The 12407-nt window shown below is 67.0% G+C and carries 14 protein-coding genes; 4 read left to right on the top strand and 10 right to left on the bottom strand.

Annotation, left to right across the window (positions count from 1 at the left end):
* Positions 1 to 25: 25 nt before the first annotated feature.
* The 8 genes from AVJ23_RS04570 to AVJ23_RS04535 all read right to left on the bottom strand — a co-directional run bounded on the left by AVJ23_RS04570 (position 26) and on the right by AVJ23_RS04535 (position 8153).
* Positions 26 to 229, bottom strand: coding sequence for a YgaP family membrane protein (locus AVJ23_RS04570; protein ID WP_058860978.1), 204 nt, complete (start codon positions 227 to 229; stop codon positions 26 to 28).
* A 70-nt stretch (positions 230 to 299) separates the two neighbouring features.
* Positions 300 to 1172, bottom strand: a complete 873-nt coding sequence (gene mmsB / locus AVJ23_RS04565; RefSeq protein ID WP_058860977.1) for a 3-hydroxyisobutyrate dehydrogenase — start codon at positions 1170 to 1172, stop codon at positions 300 to 302.
* Entirely contained in the window at positions 1169 to 2215 is a 1047-nt protein-coding gene (locus AVJ23_RS04560; protein ID WP_058860976.1) for an enoyl-CoA hydratase/isomerase family protein, read from the bottom strand. Before AVJ23_RS04560 ends, mmsB begins: the two co-directional genes overlap by 4 nt.
* 82 nt (positions 2216 to 2297) lie before the next feature.
* The gene (locus tag AVJ23_RS04555) at positions 2298 to 3437 is read right to left on the bottom strand and encodes an acyl-CoA dehydrogenase family protein (protein ID WP_058860975.1); all 1140 of its coding nucleotides are present in this window, start codon (positions 3435 to 3437) and stop codon (positions 2298 to 2300) included.
* A 149-nt stretch (positions 3438 to 3586) separates the two neighbouring features.
* Complete coding sequence (locus tag AVJ23_RS04550; protein WP_058860974.1) at positions 3587 to 4717, bottom strand: glycosyltransferase; 1131 nt, start codon at positions 4715 to 4717, stop codon at positions 3587 to 3589.
* A gap of 189 nt (positions 4718 to 4906) precedes the next feature.
* Entirely contained in the window at positions 4907 to 6034 is a 1128-nt protein-coding gene (locus AVJ23_RS04545) for a carboxylate-amine ligase (protein ID WP_058860973.1), read from the bottom strand.
* A 62-nt stretch (positions 6035 to 6096) separates the two neighbouring features.
* Positions 6097 to 6513, bottom strand: coding sequence for a hypothetical protein (locus AVJ23_RS04540; protein WP_058860972.1), 417 nt, complete (start codon positions 6511 to 6513; stop codon positions 6097 to 6099).
* A 140-nt stretch (positions 6514 to 6653) separates the two neighbouring features.
* Complete coding sequence (locus AVJ23_RS04535) at positions 6654 to 8153, bottom strand: CoA-acylating methylmalonate-semialdehyde dehydrogenase (protein WP_058860971.1); 1500 nt, start codon at positions 8151 to 8153, stop codon at positions 6654 to 6656.
* Positions 8154 to 8255: 102 nt separating this feature from the next.
* On the opposite strand from AVJ23_RS04535, the gene AVJ23_RS04530 reads away from it, so the two are divergent.
* The 3 genes from AVJ23_RS04530 (at position 8256) to coaD (ending at position 10293) form a co-directional block, all read left to right on the top strand.
* Positions 8256 to 9149 carry a LysR family transcriptional regulator gene (locus AVJ23_RS04530; RefSeq protein WP_058860970.1) on the top strand — a complete coding sequence of 298 codons (894 nt, stop codon included), beginning with the start codon at positions 8256 to 8258 and terminating at the stop codon, positions 9147 to 9149.
* Between the two features lie 119 nt (positions 9150 to 9268).
* A complete protein-coding gene (locus tag AVJ23_RS04525; RefSeq protein WP_058860969.1) occupies positions 9269 to 9706 on the top strand; it encodes a CBS domain-containing protein in 438 nt (145 codons plus the stop codon).
* A gap of 95 nt (positions 9707 to 9801) precedes the next feature.
* Positions 9802 to 10293 carry a pantetheine-phosphate adenylyltransferase gene (gene coaD / locus AVJ23_RS04520; RefSeq protein ID WP_058860968.1) on the top strand — a complete coding sequence of 164 codons (492 nt, stop codon included), beginning with the start codon at positions 9802 to 9804 and terminating at the stop codon, positions 10291 to 10293.
* 82 nt (positions 10294 to 10375) lie between these two features.
* Here the strand turns inward: coaD and AVJ23_RS23060 are convergent, their stop codons facing one another.
* Positions 10376 to 10534: a hypothetical protein gene (locus tag AVJ23_RS23060; RefSeq protein ID WP_169795925.1), complete on the bottom strand. Its 159-nt coding sequence runs from the start codon at positions 10532 to 10534 to the stop codon at positions 10376 to 10378.
* Between the two features lie 210 nt (positions 10535 to 10744).
* On the opposite strand from AVJ23_RS23060, the gene AVJ23_RS04515 reads away from it, so the two are divergent.
* Positions 10745 to 11095: a PRC-barrel domain-containing protein gene (locus AVJ23_RS04515; protein ID WP_058860967.1), complete on the top strand. Its 351-nt coding sequence runs from the start codon at positions 10745 to 10747 to the stop codon at positions 11093 to 11095.
* Between the two features lie 165 nt (positions 11096 to 11260).
* On the opposite strand, the gene AVJ23_RS04510 is transcribed toward AVJ23_RS04515, so the two are convergent.
* The gene (locus AVJ23_RS04510; RefSeq protein ID WP_157772612.1) at positions 11261 to 12223 is read right to left on the bottom strand and encodes a hypothetical protein; all 963 of its coding nucleotides are present in this window, start codon (positions 12221 to 12223) and stop codon (positions 11261 to 11263) included.
* Between the last annotated feature and the right edge of the window lie 184 nt (positions 12224 to 12407).

Raw genomic sequence — 12407 nt, 5'->3', positions numbered from 1 at the left:
CGGACCTCGGGCCCGGCCCGCGAGGTCACTTGGTCTTGCAGGTGTTGATGCCCAGCAGCTGGTAGGGCGGGCAGGAGCCCATGGCGGCGGTTGCCAGCAGCACCACGCCGACGATCCCCGCGATCCAGGCCCAGCCGCCCGACAGGCTGGCAAGGGCGAGGATCAGCAGCACCACGCCCACGATGCCGCGGATCATGCGGTCGGTCTGGCCCATATTCTTGGCGAACATCTCGATACTCCCAAAATGGTGTTCCGGATGTAGCTTATCGACACTTGGCGATTCTCGAATATGATTTCGATCAAGACCGCCCGCGTTTTTCGAAGCGCGGCAGCATTGCCGAGAAATCGCGCCCCGCGCCGTCCTCCTGCTCGACGAATTGGCTGTAGAGCTCCAGCGCCGCGCGGCCCATGGGCGTGTCGGCATCGACCTCCTCGGCGGCCTGCTGGCTGAGGCGCAGGTCCTTGAGCATCAGATCGGCGGCGAATCCGGGCTGATAGCCGTTGTCGGCGGGCGATTTCGGGCCGATCCCGGGCGCCGGGCAATAGGCGTTCATCGACCAGCTGTAGCCCGAAGCGGTCGAGACCACGTCGAACATGGCCTGCCGCTCCAGCCCCAGCTTGTCGGCCAGCGCGAAAGCCTCGCAGGTGGCGATCATTGTGGCGCCGAGGATCATGTTGTTGCAGATCTTCGCGGCCTGGCCGTTGCCGGCGGCCCCGCAATGCACTGCCTTCTGGCCCATGATCTCGAAGAGCGGTGTCGCTGTCTCGAAAGCCGAGGCATCACCGCCCACCATGAAGGTCAGCGTTCCACCGGTGGCGCCACCGACCCCGCCCGAGACCGGCGCGTCCAGCGCCCGCAGCCCCGCGGCGGTCGCCGCCTCGGCCACGTGACGGGCCGAGGCCACGTCGACGGTGGAGCAGTCCAGATGCACCGCGCCGGCCTTCATGACGGGATGGATGGTGGCGGCGACCTCGCGCAGGATCTCGCCATTGGGCAGCATGGTGATCACCACCTCTGCCGCGCGGGCGGCGTCCTCGGCGCTTTGTGCGACCCGCACGCCCTCGGCCCCCGTGCCGGCCACGTCGAATCCGGTCACCTCGTGGCCGGCCGCGGCGAGATTGGCGGCCATGGGGCCGCCCATGTTGCCCAGCCCGATGAATCCGATCTTCATGTGTGCTCCTCCCTGAAATCGAGCGCCTGCGCCCCGAGCGGGGCCAGCATCGCGGCGACCTCCTGCGACGGGACGGGACCCTCGGCATGACGCCAGCGCGGCGTCCTGTCCTTGTCGATGATGGCGGCGCGGATGCCTTCGAGGAAGTCCCCGTGTTCCATGATCCGGTGACTGACGCGGTATTCCAGCTCCAGCGCGTCGCGGATGGTGAGATCGGGCGCGCGCAGCCGGCGGATCATCTCGAGCGTGACCGCCATGGAGAGGGGCGCGCTGCGGGACAGGGCCTTGAGCGCCTTGGCGGCCAGCGGGCTGTCGCTGGCGCGCAGCCGCGCGAGGATCCCGTCAAGGCTGTCGGCCCCGAAGAGATGGTCGATCTCCTCCTGCGCCTCTGCCAGTGGGCTGTCCGGGGCGGGTGTGGCCCGGCGGGCCACCTCGGCCGCGTCGCCGCGCTCCACCAGCGCCTGCTTGAGCGCGGGCCAGTCGCTGTCGGGCAGGTAGTGATCCGCAAAGCCGGCATGGATCGCATCGCCGGGCCCCATCCGCGAAGCTGTCAGGCCGAGATACTTGCCCAGGTGCCCCGGCGCCCGGGCCAGCCGGAAGCTGCCGCCGACGTCGGGGACGAAGCCGATGCCGCATTCGGGCATGGACATCTGGGTGCTGTCGCAGACGATGCGGTGCGAGACATGGCCGCCAAGCCCCACGCCGCCGCCCATGACGAAGCCATGCAGGAAGGAGACGACCGGCTTGGGATACTCGGCCAGCTTTGCGTTCATCCGGTATTCGTCGCGCCAGAAGCGCCGGCCGTAATCGTAATCGCCGGCGCGGCCGGTATGGTACATCTCGGCAATGTCGCCGCCGGCACAGAAGGCCCGGTCGCCCTCGGCCTCGAGCAGGACGAGATCGACACGCGGGTCATCGCGCCAGGCATTCAGCGCGGCCTCTGTGGTGCGGCACATCTCGTAGCTGAGCGCGTTCAGCGCCTCGGGGCGGGTCAGCGTGATACGGCCGGCGCGGCCGTCGATACGGGGTGCGATCTGGCTCATGGGCGCCTCGGGTCGGGATGGGGCAAATTCCGTGGACGGAATTTGCAAATTTTGTCGACAAAATTTGCGGCTCGCGGGGGGATCAGCGGGCCAGCATCTGCCGGGCCACGATCAGGCGCATGATCTCGTTCGTGCCTTCGAGGATCTGGTGCACGCGCAGGTCACGGACCAGTTTCTCGATCCCGTAATCGGCGAGGTAGCCATAGCCGCCATGCAGTTGCAGGCATTGGTCGACGACGCGGCTGCCGGTTTCGGTGACCAGTTTCTTGGCCATGGCGCAGAAACGGGTGGCGTCCGGCGCGCCGGTGTCGAGCTTCCAGGCCGCCTGGCGCAGGAAGGTGCGGGCCGCCTGCAGGTCGATCTCCATGTCGGCCAGCCGGAACTGCAGCGCCTGGAACTGGTCGATGGGCTGGCCGAAAGCCTTGCGCTCGGCCATGTAGGCGAGGGTCTGCGACAGCCCGGCCTGCGCGGCGCCGAGCGAGCAGGCGGCGATGTTGAGCCGCCCGCCATCGAGCCCGGCCATGGCATAGCTGAAGCCGCGGCCTTCCTCGCCCAGAAGGTTGTCATGGGGTACCAGACACTCGTCGAACTGCACCTGCCTTGTGGGCTGGGATTTCCAGCCCATCTTGTCCTCGAGCCCGCCGAAGCTGAGCCCCTCGGCGCCGTCCTCGACATAGAGCGCCGAGATGCCTTTTGGCCCGTCGCCGCCGGTGCGGCACATCACGACATAGGCGTCGGAATAGCCGCCGCCCGAGATGAAGGCCTTGGTGCCGGTCAGCCGGTAGCCCTCATTGGTCTTCGCCGCGCGCGTCTTCAGCGCCGCCGCGTCCGAGCCCGATCCGGGCTCGGTCAGGCAGTAGGAGAGCACCGTCTCCATGCTGAGCGCGCGGGGCAGGATGCGGGATTTCATCTCGTCGCTGGCGAAGCTGTCGATCATGCGGGCGCACATGTTGTGGATCGACAGGAAGGCGGCGACCGAGGGGCAGGCCATGCTGAGCGCCTCGAAGACCAGCGTCGCGTCGAGCCGCGACAGGCCGGAGCCGCCGGCCTCCTCGGAGACGTAGAGCCCGCCGAAGCCGAGCTCGGCCAGTCGTGGCCAGAGTTCCTTGGGGATGGTGCCCTGCGCCTCCCAGTCGCGGGCGAAAGGCGCGATATGCTCTTGCCCGAAGCCATGCGCCATGTCGAAAATGGCGGTCTGTTCCTCGCTCAGCGCGAAATCCATGGTGACCCTCCCCGATCCCGTGAATTGAACACTTGTTCAGATCATGCCGGATGCGGCGGCGGGTTGCAAGCTTCCGCGCACGCCGGGGGCGGTGCGGCCTGGTGGCGCGGGCCGGGCGGGCGAGTATTTGGGGAAAGATGAAATTGCGCCTATGCGCAGGCCGCGCGCAGCACCTCTTCGACCCGGGCCAGCCCCTTGGCATTGTCGAATTTCTCGAGCGCGGTGGTTCGGGCGGCGCGGGCCATGGCGGCGCGGTCGGGGCTGTCGAGGATCTGCGTGATCCGGTCGGCGAAACCGGCCTCGTCCCATTCATCGACCAGCCAGCCATTCCGGCCGTCCTGCACCGCCTCGGGGATGCCGGCATGGCGGGTGGAAAGCGTGATGCAGCCGCAGGCCAGCGCCTCCTGGATGGCGGTGGGCAGGCCCTCGGTATTGCCGTTCTCGGCGGTGACCGAGTGCTGCAGGAAGATCTCGGTCCGCTGCAGGTGGGCGCGCACGGCATCATGGGGCAGGGCGCCGGTGAAGGTGACCTGGTCCTCGATCTTGAGCAGCCGGGCGCGGTTGCGGCACTCCTCGAGCAGGGGGCCGTCGCCGATGAAGGTCAGGTGCGCGTCGCGCCCCTTGGCGGCCTTGGCGAAGGCGCGCAGCGTGACCTGGGGGGCCTTCTTCTCGACCATGCGGCCCACGGCGAGGAAACTGCCGGGGCGTTTCTCGCCCGGTGTGAAGAGGTCCACATCGACGCCCGAGGGCACGACATGGGCATTGTCATGGGTGATGCCATGGGCGGCGAGATTGTCGAGCAGGAAGCGGCTCACCGAGAACATGCCCGCCAGCCGCGGCATCATCAGCCGGTAGGAGCGCACGCGCTGGCGCGAGCGCAGCTGCGCCGAGGCGTCTGTGCCGCGCCAATAGGTGAAGACGGGCAGGCCCAGCTGGTTGCCCAGCTGCGCCACGACCAGCGCCTGGGTGCCGAACTCGGCAAGGATCACGTCGACCTGCTGGTCGCGCAGGAAATCTGCCAGCCGGGCGCGGTTGTCGCCGAAGGGCAGGCGCGACGTGCCGTGCAGCAGCGCGCCGGTTGCGGCGGCGAAGGGCTGGCGCAGCCGGTCGGCCGGGGTGAGCCTTGTGCGGCGTTCGAAGAGCGGCTTGCCCAGCGGGTCCTCGCCGTTGAACCGGCCGCAGATGACGCAGGTCTGGCCGCCGAACATCTGCGCAATGTGGCGGTTGATGAAGGTCTCGCCCGGGACGAAATAATCGGACGTGGCGATGGCGGCTTTCATGGCGGTCTCCGGGCTGGGCCGCGCCGTCCTATCGCGCCGGGGTCCTGCTGCCAAGGGTGGGGTGCCTTGCCCCGGCGGTGGGTCGGGTGACGGGAGCCTCCGGCAGGAGTATTTGGGGAAAGATGAAAGCCCGGGGGGCTGTGGGGCGGGGTGGGCGTGCCGGTTCGTGGCCTGTCGGCTTGCCGGGCCTCAGAGATCGGCGTGGAATTCCTCGACCAGGTGGCGGACCACGGCGCGCATGCGGCCGTCATGGTCGAGCCCCTGCTGCTCGGCGGAGGCGAGCGCGGCGCGTTGGCGGGTGGTGGAATTGCCCTCGAGCGCGATCTCGCGGGCGCGTTCGATCTCGGGCAGGCAGCGCAGGATGCCGGCATCCTCCTCGACCAGTTCGACCAGCTCCTCGATCAGCTCGGGCATGGGGACGATCTCGGCACGGCCGAAATCGATCAGCCCCTCGGAGACGCCGTAGCGCTGCGCGCGCCAGCGGTTCTCGCCGATCAGGAAGGGGTCGTAGCGGCGCCAGCGCTGGTTCCGGCTGCGCAGTCGCCACAGCATGCGCAGCAGGCTCTGGTTCAGCGCGGCGAGCGTGAGCGCGTGTTCCAGCCGCGGCTGCACGTCCATGATGCGCGATTCCAGCGTCGGGAAGCGGTCCGAGGGGCGCAGGTCCCACCAGATGCGGGTCGCGTCCTCGATCACGCCGGTGCCGATCAGCACCTGGACCGAGCGGGCGTAATCCTCCCAATTGTCGAATTGCGGTGGCAGGCCGGTGCGGGGCAGGTTGTCGAAGACCGAGATGCGGTAGCTGGCCAGCCCGGTATCCTGCCCCTGCCAGAAGGGCGAGGAGGTGGAGAGCGCCAGCAGGTGCGGCAGGAAATAGCTGATCTGCCCCATCAGGTCGGCGCGCAGGGCGTTGTCGCCCAGCCCCACATGCACATGCATGCCGCAGATCAGCATGCGCCGTACCACGCCGCCAAGGTCGCGCTGCAGCTGGTTGTAGCGCTGCTTGTCGGTATGGTGCTGGCGGCGCCATTCCGCGAGCGGGTGGCAGGACGCCGCGATCGGGCTGAGCCCGTGGCGGGCGGCGCAGTCCGAGACGGTGGCGCGCAGGCGGCGCAGATCGTCGCGCGCCTCGGCGATGGTGCGGCAGGGTCGGGTGCCGATCTCGATCTGGCATTGCAGGAATTCGGGGCTGACCTGGTCCTCGAGCGCTTCGGCGCAGGCTTCCATCAGCCCGTCGGGCGCCTCGACAAGGGCGCAGGTCTCGGTATCGACGAGCAGGTATTCCTCTTCGATGCCGATGGTGAATTCCGGTTCCTGCATGGCCGCCCTCCTGATCTCCCGGCCAGCGTAATCGCGGCCGGGACATTAGGGAAGCCGCCGGCTCAGCCTGCGTCGAGAAGAGCGCCCAGTCGGGCCTCGGCCATGTGCAGGCAGGCGGCGGCCTCGGTCCGGTCGCGGGCGACCTGCACGGCGAAGGGGAAATGCCCTTCGGCCAGTTGCTGGTACATCCGGGCCATGCCGTAGGATTCGAAGCCGGGCGCCAGCAGCACGTAGGTGAGCCCTGCGGGCAGGTCGCGGTAGAGCCGGGCCTTCTGGCCAACAAGCTCGACCACGGCGCGGTAATCGGCGTCGAAGCGGTCGACCCCGGCCAGGTCGAAGATCTGCGCCATGTCGGGCTGAAACAGCGGGTCCTGCATGGCGGCGCGCGCCGCCTCGATGGACCGGGTCGGGCGGTAGATGCCCGCGAACCGGACCGCCAGCAGGTTGTCCCGTGGCGAGACCCGATGGCTGAAACGCATGAAGACAGTGCCTTGGCACGCAATGGGAACATTGCGGCGAATGGTGACAACCAGAGTCAGCTTTGTCAAACAAAGGTGACCTAGCGGAAACTGCATGTGTCATGGGGCCCTGCCGGTGATCCGGCAGGGCCCGGGGGCGATCAGTCCATCGCCTTGAAGTTGAACTCGCCACCATCCTTGATGCCCGAGAACCAGCGCGCCGTGACGGTCTTGGTCTTGGTGTAGAAGCGGAAGGCGTCGGGGCCGTACTGGTTCAGGTCGCCGAAGGCCGATTTCTTCCAGCCGCCGAACGTGTGGTAGGAGAGCGGCACCGGGATCGGGAAGTTGATCCCCACCATGCCCACGTTCACACGGTGCGCAAAGTCGCGCGCGGTATCGCCATCGGCGGTGTAGATCGCGGTGCCGTTGCCATAGGGGTTGTTCATGGTCAGTTTCAGCGCGTCCTCGTAGGTCTCGGCGCGCACCTGGCTCAGCACCGGGCCGAAGATCTCCTCGCGGTAGATCTCCATGTCGGGGGTGACGTTGTCGAAGAGCGAGGGGCCCACGAAGAAGCCCTTCTCGTAGCCCTGAAGCTCGAAGCCGCGGCCGTCGATCACCAGATTGGCGCCTTCCTTGACGCCGCTGTCGATCAGCCCCTCGATCCGGCTCTTGGCCTGGGCGGTGATGACGGGGCCGTAATCCACGTCCTCGCCGGCGGTGTAGGGGCCGACCTTGAGCTTCTCGACCCGCGGCACCAGCCGCTCGATCAGCGCGTCGGCGGTCTTCTGGCCCACCGGCACGGCGACGGAGATCGCCATGCAGCGCTCGCCCGCGGCGCCGTAGCCTGCGCCCACCAGCGCGTCGGCCGCCTTGTCGAGATCGGCATCGGGCATGATGATCATGTGGTTCTTGGCGCCGCCGAAGCACTGCGCGCGCTTGCCGTTATTGGCGGCGCGGCCATAGATATACTGCGCGATCGGGGTCGAGCCGACAAAGCCCACCGCGGCGATGTCGTCATTGTCGAGGATCGCGTCCACGACCTCCTTGTCGCCATTGACCACCTGCAGCACGCCGTCGGGCAGGCCGGCCTCCTGCAGCAGCTCGGCCAGGCGCAGCGCGGTGGAGGGTACGCGCTCGGAGGGTTTCAGGATCATGGCATTGCCCGCGACCAGCGCCGGCGCCATCTTCCACATCGGGATCATGGCGGGGAAGTTGAACGGCGTGATGCCGGCCACCACGCCCAGCGGCTGGCGCATGGAATAGAGGTCGATGCCCGGACCGCCATCATCGGTGAACTCGCCCTTGAGCATGTGCGGCGCACCCATGCAGACCTCGACGACCTCGAGCCCGCGCTGCACGTCGCCCTTGGCATCGGGGATGGTCTTGCCGTGCTCGCGCGCGACCAGCTCGGCCAGCTCGTCCATGTGCTGGTTGATGAGCGCACCGAAGGCCATCATCACGCGGGCGCGGCGCTGCGGGTTGGTGGCGCCCCAGCCGACCTGCGCGGCCTTGGCGCGGGCCACGGCATCGTTCAGCTCGTCCACGCTGGACAGCGGGGTCTGCGCCTGCACCTCGCCGGTGGCGGGGTTGAACACGTCCGAGAAGCGGCCCGAGCCGCTTTTGACATGGGCGCCGTCGATCCAGTTGGTGAGTTCGGTCATGGGATCCTCCTGATCTGGGTGCGCGGACCCTAAGCTTGCAAAAATGCCCTGAACAGAGGTAATCAGGCAAAAAGGTCTTGCAGGAATGCAAAGCGAGGGGCGGTGGACAGCTGGGACGATCTGCGCGTGTTCCTGGCCGTGGCGCGGGGCGAAAGCCTGTCGGCGGCGGGCCGCGTGCTACGGCTGGACCCGGCCACGGTGGGCCGGCGCGTGGCGCGGCTGGAGGCGCGCATGGGCACGGCGCTCTTCGTCAAGTCGCCGCAGGGCTACGCGCTGACCGAGGCCGGCGCGCGGCTGGTCACCCATGCCGAGGAGGCCGAACAGGCCATGTCGCTGGCCGCCGAGGCGGTGCAGGGCCGGGCCGAGGGGCTGTCGGGACAGATCCGCATCGGCGCGCCGGATGGTTGCGCGAATTTCCTGCTGCCGCAGGTCTGCGCGCGCATCGCCCGCGACAACCCCGCACTGGAATTGCAGATCGTGGCACTGCCGCGCGTGGTCAACCTGTCGCGACGCGAGGCGGACATGGCCATCGCGGTCAGCGCCCCCACGGCGGGGCGGCTATCCGTGCAGAAAATCACCGATTACCGGCTACATCTTGCCGCAAGTGACGCCTATCTTGCCCAAAACGCCCCGATCGAGACCGTGGCCGACCTGCCGGCGCATCGCGTCGTGGGCTATATCCCCGACATGATCTTCGACAAGGAGCTGGACTACCTCGCCGATCTCGGGCTGACGCGGGTGCCGCTGGCCTCGAACTCGGTCGTGGTGCAGTTCCAGTGGCTGAGCCAAGGCGCGGGGCTGGGCATCGTGCATGATTTCGCGCTGCCCTTCGCGCCGGGGCTGCGCCGGGTGCTGACCGGGGCGGTCAGCCTGACGCGCAGCTTCTACCTGGTGCGCCACGTGGATGACCGGCGGCTGGAGCGGCTCAACCGCTTTGCCGCGGCGCTGGTCGCCGAGCTGCGGGCGGAACTGGCGCGGCTGGAGGCGCGGGCCTGAGCGGGCCGAAAAAACCCCGTGGCGGCAGGACATGGGCGGATCGGCAGGCTTGACAGAACGGCGCCCCGCGGGAACCTTGGAGGTCAGTCCTGCGACGACCACGAGGAGGAGGCAGCAAGATGCAAGTCCAGCAGATCCTGAAGACCAAGGGCACCGACGGCGTGTTCACCGTCACACCCGGCACGCTGGTGTCCGATGCCGCCAAGATCCTCTCGGAGAAGCGCATCGGTACGGTGGTGATCTCGTCCGACGGCAGCGCCGCCGACGGCATCCTGTCGGAGCGCGACATCGTGCGCGAACTGGCCGAGAAGGGCGCCACCTGCCTGAACAGCCCCGTCGACAACTACATGACGCGCGACCTGCAGACCTGCACCCGCGCCGACCTGGCCGATGACGTGCTGGCCCGCATGACCGAGGGCCGGTTCCGCCACATGCCCGTGGTCGAGGACGGCAAGATGGTCGGGCTGATCACCCTGGGCGACGTGGTCAAGGCGCGGCTGGCCGAGCTGGCCATGGAGAAGAGCGCGCTGGAGGGGATGATCACCAGCCAGTGGTGAGACCGCGCGCCACGGCGTGACGGCTTTCGGGCTTGCATTCGCGTGGGCAATATTGTTGCGTGCGCGGCAAATCCGCCAAGGAGCGAGGGACCCAAATGCGCATCGGCCTCTATCCCGGGACGTTCGACCCGATCACCCTGGGGCATATCGACATCATCCGGCGGGCGGCGATGCTGGTCGACCGGCTGGTGATCGGCGTGGCGATCAACCGCGACAAGGGCCCGCTCTTCTCGCTCGAGGAGCGGGTCGCGATGATCGAGACGGAATGCGCCGCGCTCAGCGCCCAGACCGGCACCGAGATCGTCGCCCACCCGTTCGAGAACCTGCTGATCGACGCGGCGCGCGACGTGGGCGCGCAGGTCATCGTGCGCGGCCTGCGGGCGGTCGCGGATTTCGAGTATGAATTCCAGATGGTGGGCATGAACCGCGCTCTGGATGACACGATCGAGACGGTCTTCCTGATGGCCGAGGCCCGGCACCAGGCGATCGCGTCGAAGCTGGTCAAGGAGATCGCGCGGCTGGATGGCGACGTGTCGAAATTCGTGACACCGCCGGTGCGCGAGGCGCTGGTCAAGCGGTTTTCCTGAGCCCCGGGCGGGCTGATCCGCGCCCGGGCCCGGCGCAAGGGCCGGGCAGGGCGCGTTGTGCTGCTAGGGCGCGAGGCCCGGCTCAGCCGTAGACGGCCTGGCGCGCGATGCGGCGGGCGTCGCCGGGGGCGATGTTCAGGTCGCGGGCGGTGTCATGCGACAGCGCTTCGAGTTCGTGGACGGTGCGCACGTAGCGGGCGCGGCGTTCCATGCGGGTGCGAAGACCATCAAACAGGGTCATGGCGGTTCCTTTCACTGATGTGCTCGGTGTTTCTTGTCGTTGGTAGCGCAAACATGGGCCATGCTGCGGTGCAGAACAACTGACGGAAACGAAAAGGCGCCTTGCGCCGGATGCAGAGCTGAAACGGGAACTTTTTCGCCACTGGCTGCGCGGGAACCGGCCGGGACGGGGGGCGTTGACCAGCCGAGACATGCAACAGGAGAGGTCTTCATGTTCACCCGCATCACCGCACTGCTCTGCCTGACCGCGCTGCCCGCCTTGGCCCAGGAAGAGGGCGACCAGAGCTGGGGCCCCGTCGACCGCCGCGACAACAGCTACCTGAAATCGGTGGATGACATGGACGTGGTCGATGCAGATGGCGAGAAGATCGGCGAGATCGAGGAGATCCTTGTCGACGAGGCCGGCCACCCGGCCGCCTTCCACATCGAGGTTGGCGGCTTCCTCGATATCGGCGACGAGGACGTGGCCGTCCCCCTGGCCGCGCTGACCTATGAAGACGGGGTCTATGTCAGCAAGATGAACCGCACCCAGATCGAGAACCTGCCCGAATGGGATGATTGAGGGTTATGAAGCCCCCCGGCCCCGTGATGGGCGTGGCCGGGGGCCAATATCATTACAAACGGCCCTGAGCCGACCTTCGCGCAGGATATGCTACATGAGCGGTTTCGGCGCCTCGCGGTCATTCCTCAACGCGGTCTTTATTCCATCTTAATATCGGTAGCTTTCCTACTGCGGAACCTCTTCAAGCACCGTCCCTACCGGCGCAGAACGGTTCGACAGCAGGTCGCGGATTTCGCGGAGGACCTTCGCAGTCTCGTCATTCGATGAACCAATGATCTCTCCAAGCTGCGCCGACGCTTGAGCCTGAGCATCGCGCAAACCGGCTACCTCAGCCTGCACGTCCTCGAGGGCAGACTGAATCTCGGGGCCGTTGTCGGGCGTGCGTCGGAACTCAGAATAGCCGATCTGGACGGCTGGCATGGCAATGGCTATTATCACAGCGATAACACCGATCCAGATAGCCCGCCCCGCGGTGCGGTCGTTATCCGCAGCGGCCTTCTCGAACTTCTGAAGGAACTCGGCAGCGGCACCTTGCAGGCCATTGGCGATTTGCGCAGCATCTGTGGCGATGCCCTGCATCTGCTCGAACCGCTCTTCGATACGTTCGAGACGCTCGTTGGTCTCAAGGAGCGGGTTCGGCGGCAACTTGATCTGTTCGATGTTAGGCAGTCGAGGCTCAGCCTTCTCCAGATGTTCGGGGATATGGGGACGCATTGCCTCGATCGCACGCTGCTGGTCGGCAATCTGCTTTGCAACACGGCCAATGGCGGAATCTTCCCCGGCGGAGAGCCCCAGGCTCTTCATGCGATCTTGGAGACCACGATAGGGCTCAAGCGCCTTCTCCATCTGCTCCTGAACGGCAGAATAGCGTTTCGCGTCTTCAGCCAGCTTCGCAGCGATACCCTCATGCCCCGAAAGCCCTTGGAGATGCTTAATCTGCTCTTGCACATGGCGAAGCGGTTCCATCTGCCGCTCCAGGTCATTCATGGCTTTCTTCAGAGCCTCCCCCCTTTCGTCGCCATCATATCCCTGAGCCTTCAGTTGTTCGCTCAAAGCGGCAAGATCGACGCCTTTCTTCTTCGGGGGCCTTTCACTATCGCCTTGGCTGTCGTCACTGTCATCACTCATCAATAATCATCCTGAATTCGGTGCTCGAGGCATAGATATAAGGGATGCTTCACGGGATCGTAACCTCGGCGGTGCAGGCAGGCATTCATCCCGCCTTCCTTCTCCCGCTACTTTTTTGAATTGCCGCTGCTCATCCGTGCTCGCTGCAAAGTTCGCTCCTCGACACACGGCCCGCTTCGTGCGC

This window comes from Pseudoponticoccus marisrubri (assembly GCF_001482405.1).
GTDB classification, from domain to species: domain Bacteria; phylum Pseudomonadota; class Alphaproteobacteria; order Rhodobacterales; family Rhodobacteraceae; genus Pseudoponticoccus; species Pseudoponticoccus marisrubri.
This window is presented reverse-complemented; position numbering and strand designations above follow the sequence as displayed.

Coding starts and splice junctions, on each gene's coding strand:
- AVJ23_RS04570 (WP_058860978.1), bottom strand. CDS start 229: ATGTTCGCCAAGAATATGGGCCAGACCGACCGCATGATCCGCGGCATC.
- mmsB (WP_058860977.1), bottom strand. CDS start 1,172: ATGAAGATCGGATTCATCGGGCTGGGCAACATGGGCGGCCCCATGGCC.
- AVJ23_RS04560 (WP_058860976.1), bottom strand. CDS start 2,215: ATGAGCCAGATCGCACCCCGTATCGACGGCCGCGCCGGCCGTATCACG.
- AVJ23_RS04555 (WP_058860975.1), bottom strand. CDS start 3,437: ATGGATTTCGCGCTGAGCGAGGAACAGACCGCCATTTTCGACATGGCG.
- AVJ23_RS04550 (WP_058860974.1), bottom strand. CDS start 4,717: ATGAAAGCCGCCATCGCCACGTCCGATTATTTCGTCCCGGGCGAGACC.
- AVJ23_RS04545 (WP_058860973.1), bottom strand. CDS start 6,034: ATGCAGGAACCGGAATTCACCATCGGCATCGAAGAGGAATACCTGCTC.
- AVJ23_RS04540 (WP_058860972.1), bottom strand. CDS start 6,513: ATGCGTTTCAGCCATCGGGTCTCGCCACGGGACAACCTGCTGGCGGTC.
- AVJ23_RS04535 (WP_058860971.1), bottom strand. CDS start 8,153: ATGACCGAACTCACCAACTGGATCGACGGCGCCCATGTCAAAAGCGGC.
- AVJ23_RS04525 (WP_058860969.1), top strand. CDS start 9,269: ATGCAAGTCCAGCAGATCCTGAAGACCAAGGGCACCGACGGCGTGTTC.
- coaD (WP_058860968.1), top strand. CDS start 9,802: ATGCGCATCGGCCTCTATCCCGGGACGTTCGACCCGATCACCCTGGGG.
- AVJ23_RS23060 (WP_169795925.1), bottom strand. CDS start 10,534: ATGACCCTGTTTGATGGTCTTCGCACCCGCATGGAACGCCGCGCCCGC.
- AVJ23_RS04515 (WP_058860967.1), top strand. CDS start 10,745: ATGTTCACCCGCATCACCGCACTGCTCTGCCTGACCGCGCTGCCCGCC.
- AVJ23_RS04510 (WP_157772612.1), bottom strand. CDS start 12,223: ATGAGTGATGACAGTGACGACAGCCAAGGCGATAGTGAAAGGCCCCCG.